Genomic DNA, 17,064 nt, shown 5'->3' with positions numbered 1-17,064 from the left:
CGTGAAATATAACATCAATGACCTCTACCTTGAAGATCGGAATGAAGCCGACACAGTAGAGGAACGGGATCGCGTATGGCGGATGTATATGATGTCCGTCATGCGCGAGTTCTCCCGTAGAAGCGTATCGAACATGAACATCAAGTGGCGACGTGCGGCGGGTGATGATGACCTACCGCAAGAGTTCTTGCCATTCTGGCGCTTGATAAGCGATGACGATCTACGCACCCTTCATAAGACCCTCTTGCGGGCGCGGGTGAAGTGATGGCCTTTACGCCCACTCCCGAACAGCAAGCCATATTAGACAACGCTCGCGACGATGCCGCTAGAGCCGTCCTGTTAGCCCTGATGAAGCGCGCGAGGGACTAGGTTCAAGGATTTACCCCCTCCCCTGTTAATACGCTTCAGCGGGGCTTATACAGGGTCTAACCAAAGGGTGATGACATGAACCAAGCGCCACATATGACAATCGATCTACCCGCTACCACGGACCTTGAGGCGGTGAAGCGGTGGACCACAGCGAACGCTATCGATCATGACCGCACCAGCCACAGCGTGCGCGGTCAACTCAAGGGGTGGCGGTATCGGTTCAACACCATCGAAGAGAAGATGAACTTCGGCATGCGGTGGCTTTGAGGACGGCAGATACAAAAACAGGGGCGCGAGGCCCCTGTGATCGTTTCTAGCGCTGTGTGAGCGTCCTACTTGCCCGCAGCAGCCCGCTTGGCGGCGATAGCAGCCTCTTGAGCCTTGCGGCGCTCTGGCGACCAGCCAGCGCGCTGTTTCTTCTCTCCGCCCGCAACCTGTGTGACGGACGATTGCGGCGATGCGGTGTTACCCTCTTCGAGTTGCGAATCGAGTTCTCCGGCATTGATAGCAGCCTTGAGGTTCTTAACCAGATCGGGAAACCGTTCAGCGGGGCTGTAAAACACATGCTCGCCGTCGATGGCGAACGGAAGGGTGAGTTCAATATTCTTATTGTTCACCTTCCACATTTTCTTACCCTTGGTCGGCTCAATCCGACCAAATTGCTCAACCGCCTTATCGAGGCTGGCGATCACTTTTGCCCTCGCCTTGGTGGGATCATATTCAGGCTTCAGGAACGCTTCACGAAGCTTGTTATCGGTAAGGGTAAGGAATGCTTTAAGGGACATGACACGCTCCATTGATGCTGGAGCGTGTCTGTTCCCTTAATCACGAGCTTGTCAAATCATTTTGAGATTGAACAGCATCTCATCATCATCGGTAAGGACGATCCGCCCGTTCTCATCAATGGCGAACTCGCATGGTGTGGTATGAACGAACAGCTTGCGAAGGCGCTGGTGATGCCATGGCGTCTTGGTAAGGCCAAGCACCTTGGCGCTGGCAACGAGATTGGCAAGATGCTCGCGATCTTCGATCAGGTGGAGTGGTCGGGCGTCGTTCACTTCGACACCCTCGGTGGTAGGGTTAGCTCATTGATCAATAGGATCAGCCCTATGATCGCGGGTAGGTAATCGCTCATTTTCAAAACTCCCTTGCTTGCATTTTTATTTATACCGGCAAGGGGTTTGGGGTGTCAGGACGCGTAAAGCTTCGCCTCGGCAGCGCGGCGCGTTACCAGTCCGGGTAGAGTAACCTTGGCACCACGCACGGTGGCCTTGACCCACATGCCGAACGATGCGGTGGCTTGGGCAAACTTACCGGCCTTGTGGTTACGCAGCACGGACGATGACGCGAATGCGCCGTTACCGATGTTGAACGCCAGCGAGAGCATAGCATCAAACTGGCCTTGCGTGGTCTTTGCTCCAGCGAGCAGTTCGTTGAGCTTGGCGGCGCGTGTTGCGAGATCGCGGTTTAGAAGCGCGATGGCCTCGGCTTCCGTGATCACCAAGCCTAGCTTGATGTCCTTCCCGGTTTGCCCCCAACCAATAGTGGCGACCCCGGCAGAGCAGAGATAGGCTTTGAGGCGTAGACCCTCAAAATGTTTGATTAGCTTGTAAGCGTTAGGGGATGGCGTCATCCCCTATTTAGATTAGTCCGGTTTAGTTCTCGGGTTGATCAGGCTGGTTCAGCGCCTTCAACAGAATATTTCGCACCCATGTTTCAAAGCTTACGCCATCGCCATAGGAACGCTGGTTAGTATCCCAACCCTTGCCGCGCTTGCGGTGATCAACTTGCAGGATGATCAACCGCGCCGCGTCCTCTAAACCCATTGCCTGTATCGGCGCGATATCTTCGCAGCGTAACTGGCGACCTAATAGGACACCTTCAGCTATCGCCGCATCCCGCTCCGCCTCTAGGCGGGCGATTCCTTGCGCGTCGGGTTCGCGCCCTTGCTCTTCAGCCTTTTGATTGATGAGGCGAACAGCCAGCGAACATGAGTATTCCGCATTAGAGCGAACGCTCTCCTCGGTTTTGAAGATAACGCGGCTAACCGTCTCGGCTCCAAACTTCCCCGTCCCGGAGAATGTCGCGACTGGCGGCTCTTGCTCATTCAGCCAACGCGCGGCGGCACTCATGTTGATGTCGCCATTGGGTTTGCGGGTAGCGCCGATGGCTTGCCGCATCATCGGCATCACCTTGCGCGCATACGCGACAGCTTCACGCTTACGCTGATCGGCGGTGGCGATCCCGCCCCTGATACGGTCTTCCTCCATCTCGCCACCGTCTGTGACAGAACCGCCACCGTCTGTGAAGTCGAGGCGAAAAACCAAAACGCGCCATGTATAGGACAAGTCGTCGGAGCCAATAGCTTCGGCAAACGGTGATGCTGGCCAGCCTAACCAACCCCGCTTTCAGTGGGACGCTCGGAAGAGCAACAAACCGCCAAGTAGTCTCAATGACGAACGGCACCAGAAATACCCGGTAGCGCGGAGGGAACTCTTGCTACCAACCAGAAATACCCCCACCCTCGACGGAAGTTGAGGTGTCTGATGCTTCGGCTGATGGCTTCGTGGTGCGCACCACTTCAAAAAGGTTAGACTGATGAACAGCATCGCAACACAAGATGAAAGGCTGGACCACTTCAAGACGGTCCCCATACACAACAAGATCGCAATCACGATGGATACGCTGAACGACGAAGCGGAAGATGTCATGGACGGTAAGCGAGATGCGCTGATTTGCTTTGGCGGTAGCGGTCTGGGCAAGAACCATGTGATTGATAAGGTGATCGGCTCCCATGCTCCCGAAGGTGAGCGGGTGAGCATCGATTCCCCCAAGGATTACAAGACCGTTTTAGCCGGGTTCCACGATGCGACCTACGGGCGCAAGCGCGCGCTCCCGCTGGTGATGGACGAAGCGCACCTGATCTTTCAGAACCCGCGCAACCTCAACATCATGAAGATGGCCACCGATGGCATCGGCAAAAAGTATATCAGCGATTACGTCTGGTATACCGAAGAGATCGGCCCCCAAGGCGGTATCAAGAAAGTCCCTCATTGGGGCGTTTCACTGAAGGCCCCGATCTTCATCATGACGAACACGAACCTCCACAGCATGCCGAAAGCCAACGTTAGCCACGCTAACGCGCTGTTCTCCCGTATCCAGCCAATCCTCATCCCCGATGACCGATTGCTGGCGTGGGAATATTGCGTCTGGCTCGCCATGGAGAAGAACGTGATCAACACGGTTGCGGGTAAAACGGTCAGCCTCGCTGATCGCGCGAAGGCTCTTGAGTGGTTCACTGCCAACCTGTGGAACATGGATCAGGTATCCGTTCGCACCATGATGGCCATCGTCAAAGAGATGGTGTTGGCGCGGTCCCCGGCGAAGCTGGAGGCCAAACTTGAAACGCTCTTGTTGCCAGTTTCACAGCGATCCTATGGGCGTCCCGTTCCTCCATTGAACGCTGATGACTTCCGCACTCTCAAGATGGCTTGGTGATCATGACAAACGAAATCGACAGCACGCGCGAACACCTCCAGCGGATTAACGAACTGGAGCGCGACCTAGCGCGCTTCAGCATCGCTTTGAGGAAAACCACAGCCGAACTGGAGAAAGTCACGAAGCAACGCGACCGGCTGAAGCGAGCGGCGGCTAACCGTTCCTAACGCTGTCTAGAAACTCCTCAAGGCGCTCCAAACGCCCCTGTAGGGCCGCTAGAGCGTCAACACGCCCCAGTAGGGTCTCAACCCTCGCTTCGGCGCGGATCGCGCGCCTATCCGCCGCATCCGCCACCCTCGCCACCTGTGGAAGCTCCCAACCCTCTACGTCGCGGTTCATCCGTATGTAGAGGGCAAGGGCGGCTTTGATGTCAGGGCTTCCCTCAAGACGGTTGAGGAGATCAGCGGCTTCAGAATGGGTTGGTGTTCGCATACAGTATTTAAGCTGGGGGCTGTTTTACCGTGCGCACCCTAACACCAGCTTCATGGCAGTAGCCGCGACGATCCCATGAAAACGGCCTTACTACGGGAGGAACATCACCGCTCTTGGGAACAGCAACATTTTCGGGCAGCTTGGATGGACACGCACCCCAAGCATCGATCACCATTCTACCAGCGTTGAAAGCTCTAGCGTTGGTAATGACCTGTCCCGACTTCGATACCTTACGGATGATCGCCGGTTGCAAAACCGACTTTTCCCTAATGCGCTTCCAGTATTCATCACGCCGGATCAAACCGCATTGCGACGTTGAAAAGCCGGGGTAGTTGGGACACGGGCGAAACTCCAGATGCGCAACGTCAACCCGGTTCTTCGGGCGTGGCTTGGCGTAATCAGGCAAACTATCTGCATCGCACCATGCCGACATCGCCAAAATTCTAACGTTCCGCTTGGCTTGACCACTATCGTTAATCAAATAGACCATGTTGGTAACGGGCGCGATCTTCAGAATTTTCTCAAGTCGCATCTTACCGCGATGCAAACCAGCGCAACGCTTAACAACACCGCATTCAGATACGGCGTAACCGGGGAACTCGGGGAGAGGACGAAAGATCATAACGACCTATTTAGGGAGTCTGGGGGATGCCCGGTAGAGCGCGTGTAGTCGGCTCTACCGGGACTTTGGTGCGCGGCTCAAAGCCAGCGCGTGCAAGACTGGCGATAAGGAGAATTTGAGCGTCCTCGCCAGCATGGTATTTAGCTGGTTGGGGCTGTTTGGTTGTCATGCCCAAACCGGTTTCTGATTATCCGTGCCTCCTCTTCGGTATCAAGCATGATCCATAGTTCACCGTTTTGACGGATGAACTCAAAGCGGCTTACCAGCTTGATGAACTCTTCGTTGAGATCATAGAGAACGCTTATGCTATGCTTATTAGAGCCGGGACCGTAGACGAAGCCCGGAAGCTCGCTCAACCTGATCGCGTGGTAGGGGTTAATCTCGGCTAGCTCGTTCATCGGCACCGCGCGAAACACTCTCTGTGTTCCGACGCGGTAGCCTGCTGAAATATACTCCATCACTTCACCGTGTATCCGCTGGTGGTGATGTTGCCGTTCACGGTCTCATAAGCCTCGATAAGACCATCCTTGGCCATCCCGGCTAGAACCTTGTCGCGAACGTCGCTGTTAACGCCGCGTAGGACATGGCGGCTGATGTCGCGTGCAGTCGTCGGACCCTTCAGGCGAAGCGCCTTCATGACCTTCTCGACATAGATCGCATGCGTGGTGTCACGCTCGCTACCAACCTCTAGATCAAGGTTCTTCCACTGATCAGCGTAGAACTGAACCAGCGCCCATGCAGCCTTGAGGATATCAACCGTAATGTTGGCCTCACCCTCGAATGCAGCGAGAACACCAGCCGTGCGGCAAACATGCTCGAACAGGCGCTTCCAATAGGTCTCATCCTGTAGATCGGCGCGGCGAATGCACTCCGCGTTGATCTTCACGCCCTCAAGCTGTGCCGCATAATTCCAGCCGATAACGGGAGGGGTGAGAACGAAGGGCTGATCAGGATCGCACGGAAGCGGTTCAGACAGCATCGCCTCAATCCGGTTCGTGAAGGTGTCGATACGGCGCGCTAGGGCGGCTTGGCGAGCCTTCACGGCAGGATCGGCAAAGTCGATAGCCTTGCGCTCCCACTTCTCCGACTGGACGATGTTGAACCGTGCGTGGATACCCTGTGAGGCGAACACGCGGTTTTGCAGGAACTCGCGCGCCACATCGGGCTGGACCATGATCAGGCCAGCCAGACGGCAACCAGACAGGCGAACACTCACCTCGCCAGTGGTGCGATCAGCCGCCCCCCGATCATACAGCATGGTGATCGTAGAGGCGAACTCTACTGGCGAGTTCTCGGCTCGCATCGAATGGCCAGCTAGGACCGAGCCGCCTTCGTCGCTGAACAGACCGTAGGTAGGCCAGCCATCCTGAAGCGTCTTGATGATGCCGTTGGTGGTGGTCTTTGACGGCGTGTTGAACCGATGGCGTGGCGGCTGTGGCTTGTTACGATCCAGAGCGAGAACCAACTGATCATTACCAGCCTTTTGCGCGGTCTTGCGATCACGATCATAGGTCTGAAGCGCGACGTTGTAGACGATCACCTCATCATCATACTTGAGCGCTTCGGACTTATGCCAGCGAGCTACACCCGCCATCAACTTACCGTAGATGGAAGACTTGGCATCACCAGACGGTATCAACGTCATGTAGAGTTGCGACAGCGGGTAAGCGCGATCATCCTGCGATGGATCGGCAACATCTGCCATGCCTTGTGCGGCAAACGACATGATCGCCATGGCGGCAGTGCCGACAGACTCTAGCGGATAGTTACCAATTTCGGCTTGAGCGCGAATCGCGTCCTGTGTCGCGAGCGGGAGGACATCAATAGGGAAAGCCATTAGAACGACACCCCCCAACGATACTTGCGTTCAGCACCATCGATCAGACGGTTAAGGTAGCGATCATTGCTGTAATCGGCCTTACGGTTCTTCCCCGCTGGAGCCATCATGATGGCATCTTGGACACGGCGCACGAGATCGTATCGATCATACTCGTGCGGGCGCACCACGCTTACATAATGGGCAATCGCGCGGCGCACCTCGTGGTGGTAGCCGGGACCAATATCGTTAAGCAGCGCCTCAAACCGTGTGAACGGGAAACGGCGATGATGTTCGGTCGCCGTGAACTCTGGCTTTGGCGGGATGACGCGAATGAACGGCGGAAGCGTTGCCTCAACCAGCGGCTTGATCACCAATCCGGCACGGTCAGCACCCAACGGATCGGCACAGTTCGTGAAGATCGGGAATGCGGTGTAGTGGGGCTGGTTGGGAGTGAACGGTGAATAGTCAACGCCATTATCCTTGAAATCGCCTGAATGGAAACGCTCGTAGAGATCACGGCAGTTCCACGGACGGTCCAACCAGAACCAGAAGTGGGCGCTCAACGTCTGCCAGTTGTCTAGGCCAGCCGATGAACTCCACTGATAGTAGTAGGAGACTTCCTGAAAGCAGGCCGGAAGCTGGCTAACCAGATAATCAAGGCGCTGTTGGTTCGTGGTGAACCCAAGGCTGGCGACGGGATGCTTATCCATATCGAGCATCACCCAAGGTTGACCACCATCAACCGGGCGAATGGTCGCAGCACCGCGCTTGGGATCGTCACGCAAGGCACGGCGGATAGAACGGGTAGCGGCGATAGGCTCGCCACGGATGAGGCACGAATGAGGATCGCCCTCTAGCTCGCGCAAGAGATCAACCAACCCGGCGAGATCATGCGTGTCCGTCTCGACAATCGCATCATACAGATACGCTTCATCGTAATCGGCCTTGGACCAGCCTTGAGGGGTTTGGGTGATACGCTTGGTGAGAAGTGGGCGGGCATCCTGCCTCTCTTCCCAGATAGTAGTCATAATCGTAAACATAGTTCTTCATTACCTCCAAAATAGAAAACGCCCGCTGTGGCGGCAGCGAGCGTTTTCTGGAGGTAACAAGGACAATATACCCAAGGGCAACCGTCCACGCTATATTTATCCAAATCTGCCAGATCAGTGCCGCCACAGCTTCGATCTTCATTTCTATTTAGTTGGAATACAGGATCGCGTGTCACGCCCGCATTAATAAAATGAAGCAACCGCCCGATTAGGTGTCACATCAGTTGTCACCAGTTGTCACAGATTGTGTGACAACTGACGAAAATCCGTGTGACAATGTGTGACAACTGGTGACAACTGAAGGGGTTTTTGTGACAACTGAATGAGGTAAAAACGGGGGATTTCTGCCGTTTTTGAACGCCTAGAGGGCAGTTGTCACAGGTGTCACAGGTGTCACACGCACTTTTAGAGAAAACGCCGAGATAAGCTAATTTGAAGTATATCTCTCTTTATAAAAAATGGCAGAAATCAGCCGTTTCTTGCTCACGCGGTTACTCATTTGTGTATTTCTGGCCAACAAGGTGTGACAGGTGTGACACCTGTGACAACTGCCCTCCCCCGGCGGTTGATCAGACTGTAATGAGATGGCGCGCTCCAATAATGCGAAGCGAATCTGCCTTTGGTATACTGCATCTAGGCTGAAAACGGTTTTAGTCTACTTCCTTGCAGGGTTCCCGTTGGTATTCTTGAGCCATCGGGAACTTGCGAGGCGTTACAGCGAAAACCGTCCTTTGCCTAAATACTCTACCACGCAAGGGAGATTGAAAATGAGCAGAGAAGACTACACAGCGCTATTGGAAGAGCGCTACGCGCTTGAGCAAAAGCTACGCAAAGGCCCCGCCCCCGACCTCGCAGAACTTCGCGAGAACGCACGCCACCGCCTCTTCATCGTTGACATGGAGGCACACGCTACCACCGGCGAAGCTGACTACGGTTTCGCGGAAAACATTCACGAGCTTATCGTGACGTTCCGCCACCCAAGCGGACAGGTCCGCTGGATCAAGGTTACGCTACCGGCTGATTTCACCCAACACCGTTATCTCCTCGATAACGCGATGGCTGGAGCCGTTAAGGCTGATGGTGCAGCATGAGCAAGTATAACTGCGTTATCAAGCCGATCACCGACGACTACAACGACAATTTCTTCAGCGATGAACCACGTCGCGGACTCACGCGCGATGACTACGCACTGTTTGTTGAGGATTACAGCAAGGCGCTCGATATTATCACGCTACTGATATGGCATGACGATGTGTCGCCTACGCCGTTCGATGGCCCTTACAGGGCGGAAAGATACACAGACGCCAGCGCATGCAATGGCGCTGGTATCGATGGCTACTTCATCCGGTTCAAGACCAGCGAGATCGACGCGGTAAGCGCAGCGATTTCGGATGCGGTGAAGGCATGACCTACCCCCTCACCCTAACCGTCTACGGTTCATCCTCGACATGCACGCGCCTGATGAACTGGAGCGTTAAGCAGCTTCCCCATAATGAGTTCAGCATGGTCCACCAGTCGGCTTCATTCAGCGATCAGGCTGATGGGGAACATTACTGGCATTTTGAGATCGATGTCAGGGACAGCGAAGAGCGCATGCTGTTCATCATCTCGCAGCTTGGGCAGATATGGGCCGATCCCCATGAACCTCACCTGTTCCATGATTGGGATATTGAGGGAGCGCTGGCGAGGGTTGATGCATGAAGCCGGTTGATGATCAGTGGACTATCTAACCGCCTCTTCCATAGCATCAATCACCTTCTCGCATATCGATCCCATCTCGTTAAGTATGGCAACAGCCGAAACCAATGGCAGGCCATGCACAGCGCCAAACCCAAAGCGCGGTGTGATCGTGCAGTCGCCAGTTATCTCTACCGTGGCGGGCGCTCCAACCGTGAATATCTCGGTCGGGTTAGCGTCCGTCCACACGGGAACTTTGCCCATGTAGTGGCATGCCTTACCATCGTCGCGATGCAGGGACAGGCCATCTATGGACATTTCGGACGGACCGCCCGCAAGCCCAACCAACTGAACATGCTTATCGGCGTTCACCAGTGGATTAAGCGCAGCAAGCACGACGTTGCCGTTCTCTGTCCACGGACGAAAGCGACGAACGACATCACATACCCGGCTATCAACACCGCGCATGTTTTGCCTAACTACCTTATTCCACCCCGCCTCATCCTTACCAAACGCAAAGTATATTTTGCCAATTTCATTCTTTGCGAGTGATCTTGCAGCTTCATACACAGCGATATCAAGCGATGAGCGAAATGCTCCCAATATATCGGCAACGATAGCGCAGTGCTGCAAGGTTGGTATCGAACTTAACCGTCCGTATCCCTTGGTATCTCCATTTGGCTGCCGAACGAGATCGATGATAATCTTTTCGGGTTGCATATAAGCAGCCTCTTCAGCAACCAGTTCATCAAAATGACGATGTGAGCGCTCAATCTTTGCGCGCGCACCATCGAACGGATTCCGAAACATGATCGATCCTCTATTCCTAGCGCTTACGATACCACCGCAAGAACCGAACAATCCCGTAGGAGAATATCAGGGCAAAACTGAACGCGCTTATCGCCCTACCGAACACGAAGTCATTACGCGCAGCTTGTTGCGCGACAACGGCCCCGCCCCAGACCGCGCCAACGATCAACCCGTTCCTAGTGTCTTTCTGCATGCTTCCCCCGTTCGCAGCCGTCTTAATCGACTAACTCACTAAATACCAGATATGGACGAGAAACCCGCCTTTGACGGCACCCGCACCTTTGCCGAGATATCCGCTGAATCGATTGGGACCGGCAATGGCCGCGACCTCCAGACCCTTGGCAGACAGACTGTAACCGATATGGCCACCCGACTTCGCATGCTTCACAACCTGAAGCCCGGATCGTCGTCTATCCGCACACCCGCGATGATTGATGAGATACTTGATCGCCTCAAGAGTGGCCAGAGCGTTACTGTAATCTGTCTTGATGATCACATGCCAGCGCACAGCACCTTCTATAACTGGTGCGATAAGGACGATTGGCTAGATGAGCAGCGTATACGCGCTCAAGCTATTGGGCAGCGCACCCTAGCTGATCTTCGTATCATGATCGCACAGGGCGGCGATTGGTCTACTGGAGATCGCCAGCGTGACGAACTGTTGATCAAGGCCATCAACACCAACATCGCACAGCGCAACCGCACAGAGTTTGGTGAACAGTCGCGTGTTGAAGTCACGCACTCTATTGCGCCTGTGGTCTTGCCGATGATCGCCCTACCGCCAGCGCGGGTGATTGAGGACGATGATCAGGCCGAATGAGCCTATACCGAAAACCCCTATGTTTTCAGGCCATACGATCCACGGTTTTCAGCCATTTATTGCAGGGTTGCCACCTATACGCTAAATAAGTGATTGCGGTATAGGAGCAACCACCATGCGAGTAGGGATTTACCTTCGAGTTTCGACCAAAGAGCAGACGACAGAGAACCAGCGGATGGAGCTTGAGCGTGTAGCCAAGCAGCGAGGCTGGACCATTGTAGAGATATTCGAGGATGCAGCTATCAGCGGCTCCAAGGGCAGGGACAAGCGCCCCGCCTTCGATGCCATGCTGAAGGCCGCACAGCGCCGCGACATCGATATGATCGCCGCATGGTCGGTAGACCGTCTAGGCCGCTCCCTGAACCATCTGGTGGCCTTCCTAGAGGATATCCAGAACGTTGGGTGCAACCTCTACCTCCACATTCAGGGACTCGATACCAGCACCCCTTCAGGGAAGGCGATGTTCCAGATGCTGGCGGTGTTCGGGGAGTTCGAACGCGCCATGATCGTGGAGCGCGTCAATGCCGGTCTGGCCAGAGCCAAGGCCAAGGGGGTGAAGCTCGGTCGCAACAAGGTGGAGCCGATCAAAGAGACGAACATTCTAGCACATCGCAAGGTGGGCAAAGGGAAGCTCTGGATCGCACGCACGGTAGGCGTCGGTGTCAGTGTGGTTCAGCGGGTGTTGCTGGAGCATGGCGATCCCAAGCCGAAGGATGCCTGATACAGCCCCATACAGCCCCTTGGGGACGATCTAGCCACGATTGAGGCCAGACCGTCCCCGAAGCGCCCCTGAAGGCTCCTAGCCGCCCCTACGCGGCTATTGTTACGACCTCGCAATCAGAGATGCAGTAACCGTAAGTATCAGACAGGTGGTTCATCACCTTGTCGTCAACAAACTCATCAAACTCGGCATCCGATCCGCGTTCCTGATAGTCCCCGAACCATTCCATCGTCACGCTGGTGGGCAGCTTTGCTACCTCGCGCTTGCTGGTGGCATCCCATACGATGTTGCTAACTGTGATATGTGCGGTGGTGGTGTTGGTCTGTTCAATCATGGTCTTCCCTTTGGTTGTAGTAGCACGCCGAACCCTTGCTACGACCGCACCCCACTGATTCGCATTATTTGAATCTCCGATCCGTCCGTGATGACGATCACGCAGACAGTTTAGGAATACCTCATCTTAATATTCGTCAAGGCTTTTATAGTATTTGACAGCAGCCTGAACCAGAACGTAGTGGATCGGGCGGCACAAACATAGGAGCCGCAAAGATGAACTTCGTTGATATGGGTATGACCCCACTTTCCAAGATCGCTCGCGACGATGACGACGCGCTACTCCAGTTGATCAAAGACTTGGCTGATGATGACACATGGTGTTGCGATCCAGCTTCCGACCGCGCCCCTGCTATCCGCCACTATCTCGCGATCCTTGCAGGGCAAGAGTAACCTAACCGTAGCCACCGCTAGTGCGTCACCATGCGTCTCTGGCGATCCGGCTAAATACCGGATGAGCAGCCAACCAGACCCTACCCCTGAACAGATACGCGACGTGCAAGAGCGAACCGCCATCCTAGATGCGGAGATCGCACAGCTTCTCGCCAACGATCACACCGAAACGGTAGCACAGCGGATACGCCGTTTGAGAGGCGATCAGGCATGACCCCGCCAGACCCCATGAAGCCAGTAGAGCGCTATTGCGAGGCGTGTGGCACGATGTGCGAGGCTCGCCAGTGGAATGATCACTACTTCGAAGAGTATGGCCAGACGATCCGCAACGGCGATGGCACAACCACGCTGTATTGCATCACAGACCTATCCGATGGCGGTATCTCCACCCTGATCATGAACAGCGCCAAGACGCTGGCTGATGAATATCGAGATCACGATCACTACGACGATGGCAAGACCCGCTATCCCAAGAGCGCGAGGTTGCGCGAGCTATGACAAACGTCATCAACATGAGCGATTACCAGACCGTAGATCAGGCCAGCATCCCGACCATGATGCGGCGGTTGGCTGATCGTATCGAGAAGGGCAAGGTAGACGCGCAAAGCGTCTTTGCCTTCACCATCACTGAAGATGGCGGGATCGGCTTCTATGGCTTTGGTGAGGACCGTTCCAACCTAGAGTTCGCCGGTATCCTCGCACTAGCGCAGTCATCTTGGTGGAATATCGTAACACCTCCCCCGATGGAGGAAGACGAATGACCCTCAAAGCCAGAATGCATCAACTTCCGACTTGTTGAACTGAACATCCTTCATCGTAACGCTGTTCCATTCCGTTACATACTTCAACGAGTCACGCCGATGATCGAACTTGGCTCTAGCCAGATATGTGACGTGGATTTTGCTTATTGGACGATCATCAAGCCGCCCCCAGACGGATACGCCATACTGAACAACCCAATCGGCTATAGCGAGGTTGATCCTCCTATCGTCCGCTTCGTCTGGAATGCTTGCCACAACCAATGGCACCAGTTTGGCTAGGCTGAAGTTCGGACGCAGCGGCGGTAGTTTCTCCGCTCCCCTCATTGCATCCGCTGAAATCCGCATGGGCGGGCGTCCGCTACCGTATGGCGACCTAGCCGGTTGCGTGGCGGCTGGGGGAGGACTGCCGATATTCACCGGCCCATGAACAACGCCGATGTTGAACGCGCCCGCTCCGCTGGAGGACTGTGACGCCCCCTCGGGTGCAGCCACTTCAGGTCCGGTTGGCCAGAACCCCCAAATGGTTACGCCAATGAACACAGCGAGGAACCACCACTGAAGGTTTGCTGGTGGATCGGCTAGCAGCTTGGCGAAGTCTTTCGCCTTCCCCGGCACCTCCACGATTGAGGTGACTGTGGAGTAGACCCCCCAAGCCATCCCCACCACACTGAATACCGGCCCCAACTTCCGCGCGCTCTGTCGTCCCATACCGCGACGCTATCACCGCTCGATCTGTGATGCCATTCCGAACACACGGAGCATCCCCACCCCTGACACCCCTTCGACCTCTCCAAGCTAAATACATCGCAAGACGATGAAGCCGCGACAACCGGCTCAAGCATTAGGAGAGTTCCCCATGAACCATAAAGAACGCGAAGCGGTTATTACCGCCCTTAACGAATCTCGATGCATTGGCATCATCAAGGTGCGAGCGACCGAACGCCCCGATGGTTCTCGGACCGCACCAACCTACCGTATCGACTACCTTGACGAACCAAGCGTATTCATCCCCCGCGCTGACAACGTGATCGATTATATTACCGACAATATGTATGATCGCATTCGCCGCTCGCATGCAGAGCAGGCCGCGAAGGAAGAACGACTAGCCGCAGAGCAGGCGCACCTAGCCGCCCTCAAGGCCGAAGAAGACATCGCCGCAGCGCAGGCCAAGCTGGATGCCGCAACCGTCAAGGTAGAGCTTCCCGAAGCCTTCAAGCGCATGGCTGATGCGCTTCAGACCGCGATTGAAGCGATAGCAGCGCTGAAGGGTGGCAAGTGATGGAACAGATCATTCTTCTATCGCTTAATCTACGCGATATCGTAACCATCTTGTCCGTTAGCCTGATGTTCGTTCTTTTCATTCCTGTAGCGAAGCCAATGATCAAGACTACGATGAAAACGCTTGCATTGGCGTTGGTTGATCGCGATCCCGACGATATCATTCCGGTAACGAAGCCAGACGTAACGCCGCATCGTTGGGATTTTCGTGATGACCCGGTTAGCATCCCGCGTTCGATGACGCCTACCAGCGATGTGATGGCCATGAATGTCACGGCTGTGTTCGTTGATGGCAACAAGATTGATGAGTTGGTTTACGCCTACGATATCAACGCACGAACAGTAACTATCTACGACGCAAGCGATATGATGATCAAGCGAACCCTTACCGGCGAGATTGCCGTTGAGTTCACGCTTGATGATTGCGTAACCGTCCTGAAGAGCAAACCGGTTTAACCAGTTACCCGCCCTCCTACCTCCGAGTTCCGCCCTCTGATCTACAGCGGAACCGATTAAGCCTAGCCTGTGTATTAACATCAAGGCCACTGGAGCAAAGCGGGTAAACATTGAAGGGTGGTAAAGGCTAGGAACGATCAGACGGGGAGAGGGCGTTGCGACGCGCCGCTCTCCCAACCTGACTAAATACGATTATGAAAACAGTAGACCTCCCCGCGCTCGATCATTCGGGCAACCTTACGCCACTCGTGATCGATGCCATCAAGCATGGTGCAGTCGCGGCCCATCATCCCGACGATAAGGGTTTGATCACCCTCACCTTCTCGAAGGCGGCGAACGCCAATGCCTTTCTGAAGGCTGTAGAGGCCGCTGAAGACGGCCCCGCCACCCCAGAGCCACTTGAGGACGATGAAGCCCCAGAGGACACCTCTGAAGCCGAATGAGTAAGGGTGCAGAGGCCATCATCCCCAAGGGTGGCCTCAACCTCGCTATCGAATGGGCAGAGTGGATAGACGCCAACCTTCCCCAGACCCGTTACGACTTTCAGCCGCCTCGCTTCTACGTCTGGTTTAGGAGCGAGGACGACCGGTTTCTCTTCCAGATGCGCTGGATTTAACGCCATCCGGCTAAATATCGGGTGTCAACATCCCCAAAGAACCAAGAGTTCAATCTAACAACGTTCCAGCCGAAGCATTACAAGCTATTCGAATGGGCATCTGATCCGACGATCCGTAACATCCTTGCGGCTGGCGGTATCCGTTCCGGTAAGACCATCGCGCTTATCACCATCATGTTCATGCGCGCGCTTCGCGCTCCCGGTTCTACGCATGGGTTCTTCCACGCGACCCGCACAAGCTGTGAACGAAATCTCTTCAAGGGCAGCTTTCCCGAAACCCTCGACATCCTCCTACCCGGCTGGTGGACCGAACTGAAGCTACACCCTGACAACTACGTTCATGGTGGCGATCTAACCGTTCGGCTTCCCAACGGTTCGAAGTTCATCTTCATGGGGCTTGATGACCCTGAAAAGGTCCGTGGTCTGAAGTTCTCCACCGTAATGGTGAACGAAGCTAACCAAGTCGATTACAAAACCATCGTTACGCTACGCGGGCGCTTGTCCGAAGAGATCAAGACCGTTGATGGTCCGATGCTCGAAACGAAGATGCTCTTCGATCTTAACCCGACCGTTAAAAGCAGTTGGGATTATCAGGCATTCGTTGAAGGTGTCATTCCTGATGAGCGCACGCCGATTGGCAACCACGCCAAGACCTATCGCTACCTCACCATCAACGCCATCGACAACAAGCCGAACCTACCGGCATCGCTCTTCGAAGATTTTGAGTCGATGTCGGATGAGCAGCGCAGGCGCGATGAACACGGCATGTGGAGTGAGGATAACCCTTCCGCTCTGTTCAACCCGGCGCATATCGGACGGCTCTACGCCCACCCTGACAAAATGGATGAAACGGTAGTCTCGCTCGATCCGGCTGGCACCTCCAACAGCAAGAGCGATAGCACGGGTATCATCGTGGCAGGGCGTGGCCATGACGGTAAGTATTACGTCCTTGAAGATGCCACCATGAAGGGTAAGCCTGATGAATGGATCAAGGAAGCTGAACGTCTACGCGTTAAGTATGATGCGAACTGGATTATTTCGGAAAAGGATTACGCGCGCGATATCCTTGAGGAGCTAATCAGCCGCACCATTCCTAATGCTCCCGTCAAGTATGTTGAAAGCCGTGGACGTAAGAAGCGCCTACGCGCTGAACCTATTGCCGCGATGTATGTGCAGGGCTTGGTCAACCATGTTCCGCATGTTCGCGCTGAAGGTGAAGACCCGGCATTCACAGCAATGAAGGCGCGACAGTTTCACGCGCTTGAGCAACAGATGGTTGAGTTTGACGCACCTAGCTTCAAGGGTTCGCCAGATCGCGTAGACGCGCTGGTGTATGCTCTACAGCATCTATCAGGCGACAAGCCGAAAGCCACGCTTACTATCGGCAGGGTAGCGAACTTCATGAGCTAA

Annotated in this window: 27 protein-coding genes; 16 read left to right on the top strand and 11 right to left on the bottom strand. The window is 54.9% G+C overall.

The features are described from left to right. Window position 1 precedes the first annotated feature (1 nt). Both IFS44_RS06415 and IFS44_RS06410 read left to right on the top strand, forming a co-directional pair. A complete protein-coding gene (locus tag IFS44_RS06415) occupies window positions 2–265 on the top strand; it encodes a hypothetical protein (RefSeq protein ID WP_192097860.1) in 264 nt (87 codons plus the stop codon). A 179-nt stretch (window positions 266–444) separates the two neighbouring features. Further along, window positions 445–636 (top strand): hypothetical protein, encoded by a 192-nt coding sequence (locus tag IFS44_RS06410; RefSeq protein ID WP_206757816.1) that lies wholly within the window; start codon window positions 445–447, stop codon window positions 634–636. 65 nt (window positions 637–701) lie between these two features. On the opposite strand, the gene IFS44_RS06405 is transcribed toward IFS44_RS06410, so the two are convergent. The 4 genes from IFS44_RS06405 to IFS44_RS06390 all read right to left on the bottom strand — a co-directional run bounded on the left by IFS44_RS06405 (window position 702) and on the right by IFS44_RS06390 (window position 2,717). Beyond that, a complete protein-coding gene (locus IFS44_RS06405) occupies window positions 702–1,154 on the bottom strand; it encodes a hypothetical protein (RefSeq protein WP_192097858.1) in 453 nt (150 codons plus the stop codon). Between the two features lie 51 nt (window positions 1,155–1,205). Continuing rightward, window positions 1,206–1,427, bottom strand: a complete 222-nt coding sequence (locus IFS44_RS06400) for a hypothetical protein (protein ID WP_192097857.1) — start codon at window positions 1,425–1,427, stop codon at window positions 1,206–1,208. Between the two features lie 131 nt (window positions 1,428–1,558). Continuing rightward, on the bottom strand, window positions 1,559–2,002 hold the full coding sequence (locus tag IFS44_RS06395; protein ID WP_192097856.1) for a lysozyme: 444 nt from the start codon (window positions 2,000–2,002) through the stop codon (window positions 1,559–1,561). A gap of 22 nt (window positions 2,003–2,024) precedes the next feature. Next, a complete protein-coding gene (locus IFS44_RS06390) occupies window positions 2,025–2,717 on the bottom strand; it encodes a hypothetical protein (protein WP_192097855.1) in 693 nt (230 codons plus the stop codon). Window positions 2,718–2,967: 250 nt separating this feature from the next. On the opposite strand from IFS44_RS06390, the gene IFS44_RS06385 reads away from it, so the two are divergent. Both IFS44_RS06385 and IFS44_RS06380 read left to right on the top strand, forming a co-directional pair. Next, on the top strand, window positions 2,968–3,867 hold the full coding sequence (locus IFS44_RS06385) for a hypothetical protein (protein WP_192097854.1): 900 nt from the start codon (window positions 2,968–2,970) through the stop codon (window positions 3,865–3,867). 2 nt (window positions 3,868–3,869) lie between these two features. Then, window positions 3,870–4,034, top strand: a complete 165-nt coding sequence (locus tag IFS44_RS06380; RefSeq protein WP_206757815.1) for a hypothetical protein — start codon at window positions 3,870–3,872, stop codon at window positions 4,032–4,034. A 272-nt stretch (window positions 4,035–4,306) separates the two neighbouring features. On the opposite strand, the gene IFS44_RS06375 is transcribed toward IFS44_RS06380, so the two are convergent. The 4 genes from IFS44_RS06375 to IFS44_RS06360 form a co-directional block, all read right to left on the bottom strand. Then, window positions 4,307–4,921, bottom strand: a complete 615-nt coding sequence (locus IFS44_RS06375) for a hypothetical protein (protein WP_192097852.1) — start codon at window positions 4,919–4,921, stop codon at window positions 4,307–4,309. 140 nt (window positions 4,922–5,061) lie between these two features. Further along, window positions 5,062–5,379, bottom strand: coding sequence for a hypothetical protein (locus IFS44_RS06370; protein ID WP_192097851.1), 318 nt, complete (start codon window positions 5,377–5,379; stop codon window positions 5,062–5,064). After that, the gene (locus tag IFS44_RS06365; RefSeq protein ID WP_192097850.1) at window positions 5,379–6,758 is read right to left on the bottom strand and encodes a DUF3987 domain-containing protein; all 1,380 of its coding nucleotides are present in this window, start codon (window positions 6,756–6,758) and stop codon (window positions 5,379–5,381) included. The genes IFS44_RS06370 and IFS44_RS06365 overlap by 1 nt, the downstream gene beginning before the upstream one ends. Next, entirely contained in the window at window positions 6,758–7,780 is a 1,023-nt protein-coding gene (locus IFS44_RS06360; RefSeq protein ID WP_192097849.1) for a hypothetical protein, read from the bottom strand. Before IFS44_RS06360 ends, IFS44_RS06365 begins: the two co-directional genes overlap by 1 nt. Window positions 7,781–8,556: 776 nt before the next feature. Between IFS44_RS06360 and IFS44_RS06355 the strand changes: the two genes are divergently transcribed. The 3 genes from IFS44_RS06355 to IFS44_RS06345 are packed head-to-tail and all read left to right on the top strand — an operon-like array spanning window position 8,557 to window position 9,490. Next, window positions 8,557–8,880, top strand: a complete 324-nt coding sequence (locus IFS44_RS06355; RefSeq protein ID WP_192097848.1) for a hypothetical protein — start codon at window positions 8,557–8,559, stop codon at window positions 8,878–8,880. Beyond that, window positions 8,877–9,197 (top strand): hypothetical protein, encoded by a 321-nt coding sequence (locus IFS44_RS06350; RefSeq protein ID WP_192097847.1) that lies wholly within the window; start codon window positions 8,877–8,879, stop codon window positions 9,195–9,197. The genes IFS44_RS06355 and IFS44_RS06350 overlap by 4 nt, the downstream gene beginning before the upstream one ends. Next, on the top strand, window positions 9,194–9,490 hold the full coding sequence (locus tag IFS44_RS06345) for a hypothetical protein (RefSeq protein WP_192097846.1): 297 nt from the start codon (window positions 9,194–9,196) through the stop codon (window positions 9,488–9,490). The genes IFS44_RS06350 and IFS44_RS06345 overlap by 4 nt, the downstream gene beginning before the upstream one ends. Before the next feature lie 21 nt (window positions 9,491–9,511). Here IFS44_RS06345 and IFS44_RS06340 read toward each other — a convergent pair whose 3' ends face one another. After that, window positions 9,512–10,276 (bottom strand): hypothetical protein, encoded by a 765-nt coding sequence (locus IFS44_RS06340; protein WP_192097845.1) that lies wholly within the window; start codon window positions 10,274–10,276, stop codon window positions 9,512–9,514. 244 nt (window positions 10,277–10,520) lie between these two features. Between IFS44_RS06340 and IFS44_RS06335 the strand changes: the two genes are divergently transcribed. Together IFS44_RS06335 and IFS44_RS06330 are read left to right on the top strand one after the other, a co-directional pair. After that, window positions 10,521–11,096 (top strand): terminase small subunit-like protein, encoded by a 576-nt coding sequence (locus IFS44_RS06335; RefSeq protein WP_192097844.1) that lies wholly within the window; start codon window positions 10,521–10,523, stop codon window positions 11,094–11,096. A gap of 115 nt (window positions 11,097–11,211) precedes the next feature. Next, on the top strand, window positions 11,212–11,817 hold the full coding sequence (locus IFS44_RS06330) for a recombinase family protein (RefSeq protein ID WP_192097843.1): 606 nt from the start codon (window positions 11,212–11,214) through the stop codon (window positions 11,815–11,817). A gap of 88 nt (window positions 11,818–11,905) precedes the next feature. On the opposite strand, the gene IFS44_RS06325 is transcribed toward IFS44_RS06330, so the two are convergent. Then, window positions 11,906–12,151, bottom strand: a complete 246-nt coding sequence (locus IFS44_RS06325; RefSeq protein ID WP_192097842.1) for a hypothetical protein — start codon at window positions 12,149–12,151, stop codon at window positions 11,906–11,908. 215 nt (window positions 12,152–12,366) lie between these two features. Between IFS44_RS06325 and IFS44_RS06320 the strand changes: the two genes are divergently transcribed. From IFS44_RS06320 to IFS44_RS06310, 3 genes are all read left to right on the top strand, one after another. Further along, the gene (locus tag IFS44_RS06320) at window positions 12,367–12,543 is read left to right on the top strand and encodes a hypothetical protein (protein ID WP_192097841.1); all 177 of its coding nucleotides are present in this window, start codon (window positions 12,367–12,369) and stop codon (window positions 12,541–12,543) included. Between the two features lie 210 nt (window positions 12,544–12,753). Further along, window positions 12,754–13,041, top strand: a complete 288-nt coding sequence (locus tag IFS44_RS06315; RefSeq protein ID WP_192097840.1) for a hypothetical protein — start codon at window positions 12,754–12,756, stop codon at window positions 13,039–13,041. Next, window positions 13,038–13,304, top strand: a complete 267-nt coding sequence (locus IFS44_RS06310; protein WP_192097839.1) for a hypothetical protein — start codon at window positions 13,038–13,040, stop codon at window positions 13,302–13,304. Before IFS44_RS06315 ends, IFS44_RS06310 begins: the two co-directional genes overlap by 4 nt. 3 nt (window positions 13,305–13,307) lie before the next feature. Here the strand turns inward: IFS44_RS06310 and IFS44_RS21885 are convergent, their stop codons facing one another. Beyond that, on the bottom strand, window positions 13,308–13,649 hold the full coding sequence (locus IFS44_RS21885; protein WP_206757814.1) for a hypothetical protein: 342 nt from the start codon (window positions 13,647–13,649) through the stop codon (window positions 13,308–13,310). A gap of 511 nt (window positions 13,650–14,160) precedes the next feature. On the opposite strand from IFS44_RS21885, the gene IFS44_RS06300 reads away from it, so the two are divergent. The 4 genes from IFS44_RS06300 to IFS44_RS06285 all read left to right on the top strand — a co-directional run bounded on the left by IFS44_RS06300 (window position 14,161) and on the right by IFS44_RS06285 (window position 17,064). Continuing rightward, the gene (locus IFS44_RS06300; protein WP_192097837.1) at window positions 14,161–14,583 is read left to right on the top strand and encodes a hypothetical protein; all 423 of its coding nucleotides are present in this window, start codon (window positions 14,161–14,163) and stop codon (window positions 14,581–14,583) included. Next, window positions 14,583–15,038 (top strand): hypothetical protein, encoded by a 456-nt coding sequence (locus tag IFS44_RS06295; RefSeq protein ID WP_192097836.1) that lies wholly within the window; start codon window positions 14,583–14,585, stop codon window positions 15,036–15,038. Before IFS44_RS06300 ends, IFS44_RS06295 begins: the two co-directional genes overlap by 1 nt. 194 nt (window positions 15,039–15,232) lie before the next feature. After that, window positions 15,233–15,481, top strand: coding sequence for a hypothetical protein (locus IFS44_RS06290; RefSeq protein WP_192097835.1), 249 nt, complete (start codon window positions 15,233–15,235; stop codon window positions 15,479–15,481). Between the two features lie 194 nt (window positions 15,482–15,675). After that, the gene (locus IFS44_RS06285) at window positions 15,676–17,064 is read left to right on the top strand and encodes a phage terminase large subunit (protein ID WP_192097834.1); all 1,389 of its coding nucleotides are present in this window, start codon (window positions 15,676–15,678) and stop codon (window positions 17,062–17,064) included.

Origin of the sequence: Sphingomonas sp. CFBP 13706, assembly GCF_014842355.1 — a bacterium.
Taxonomy (GTDB): domain Bacteria; phylum Pseudomonadota; class Alphaproteobacteria; order Sphingomonadales; family Sphingomonadaceae; genus Sphingomonas; species Sphingomonas aerolata.
This window is presented reverse-complemented; position numbering and strand designations above follow the sequence as displayed.

Excerpts from the sequence above, each read along its gene's own strand:
- IFS44_RS06410 (WP_206757816.1), top strand. The coding sequence starts at position 445 with ATGAACCAAGCGCCACATATGACAATCGATCTACCCGCTACCACGGAC.
- IFS44_RS06405 (WP_192097858.1), bottom strand. The coding sequence starts at position 1,154 with ATGTCCCTTAAAGCATTCCTTACCCTTACCGATAACAAGCTTCGTGAA.
- IFS44_RS06395 (WP_192097856.1), bottom strand. The coding sequence starts at position 2,002 with ATGACGCCATCCCCTAACGCTTACAAGCTAATCAAACATTTTGAGGGT.
- IFS44_RS06385 (WP_192097854.1), top strand. The coding sequence starts at position 2,968 with ATGAACAGCATCGCAACACAAGATGAAAGGCTGGACCACTTCAAGACG.
- IFS44_RS06380 (WP_206757815.1), top strand. The coding sequence starts at position 3,870 with ATGACAAACGAAATCGACAGCACGCGCGAACACCTCCAGCGGATTAAC.
- IFS44_RS06375 (WP_192097852.1), bottom strand. The coding sequence starts at position 4,921 with ATGATCTTTCGTCCTCTCCCCGAGTTCCCCGGTTACGCCGTATCTGAA.
- IFS44_RS06370 (WP_192097851.1), bottom strand. The coding sequence starts at position 5,379 with ATGGAGTATATTTCAGCAGGCTACCGCGTCGGAACACAGAGAGTGTTT.
- IFS44_RS06365 (WP_192097850.1), bottom strand. The coding sequence starts at position 6,758 with ATGGCTTTCCCTATTGATGTCCTCCCGCTCGCGACACAGGACGCGATT.
- IFS44_RS06360 (WP_192097849.1), bottom strand. The coding sequence starts at position 7,780 with ATGTTTACGATTATGACTACTATCTGGGAAGAGAGGCAGGATGCCCGC.
- IFS44_RS06355 (WP_192097848.1), top strand. The coding sequence starts at position 8,557 with ATGAGCAGAGAAGACTACACAGCGCTATTGGAAGAGCGCTACGCGCTT.
- IFS44_RS06350 (WP_192097847.1), top strand. The coding sequence starts at position 8,877 with ATGAGCAAGTATAACTGCGTTATCAAGCCGATCACCGACGACTACAAC.
- IFS44_RS06345 (WP_192097846.1), top strand. The coding sequence starts at position 9,194 with ATGACCTACCCCCTCACCCTAACCGTCTACGGTTCATCCTCGACATGC.
- IFS44_RS06340 (WP_192097845.1), bottom strand. The coding sequence starts at position 10,276 with ATGTTTCGGAATCCGTTCGATGGTGCGCGCGCAAAGATTGAGCGCTCA.
- IFS44_RS06335 (WP_192097844.1), top strand. The coding sequence starts at position 10,521 with ATGGACGAGAAACCCGCCTTTGACGGCACCCGCACCTTTGCCGAGATA.
- IFS44_RS06330 (WP_192097843.1), top strand. The coding sequence starts at position 11,212 with ATGCGAGTAGGGATTTACCTTCGAGTTTCGACCAAAGAGCAGACGACA.
- IFS44_RS06325 (WP_192097842.1), bottom strand. The coding sequence starts at position 12,151 with ATGATTGAACAGACCAACACCACCACCGCACATATCACAGTTAGCAAC.
- IFS44_RS06320 (WP_192097841.1), top strand. The coding sequence starts at position 12,367 with ATGAACTTCGTTGATATGGGTATGACCCCACTTTCCAAGATCGCTCGC.
- IFS44_RS06315 (WP_192097840.1), top strand. The coding sequence starts at position 12,754 with ATGACCCCGCCAGACCCCATGAAGCCAGTAGAGCGCTATTGCGAGGCG.
- IFS44_RS06310 (WP_192097839.1), top strand. The coding sequence starts at position 13,038 with ATGACAAACGTCATCAACATGAGCGATTACCAGACCGTAGATCAGGCC.
- IFS44_RS21885 (WP_206757814.1), bottom strand. The coding sequence starts at position 13,649 with ATGCGGATTTCAGCGGATGCAATGAGGGGAGCGGAGAAACTACCGCCG.
- IFS44_RS06300 (WP_192097837.1), top strand. The coding sequence starts at position 14,161 with ATGAACCATAAAGAACGCGAAGCGGTTATTACCGCCCTTAACGAATCT.
- IFS44_RS06295 (WP_192097836.1), top strand. The coding sequence starts at position 14,583 with ATGGAACAGATCATTCTTCTATCGCTTAATCTACGCGATATCGTAACC.
- IFS44_RS06290 (WP_192097835.1), top strand. The coding sequence starts at position 15,233 with ATGAAAACAGTAGACCTCCCCGCGCTCGATCATTCGGGCAACCTTACG.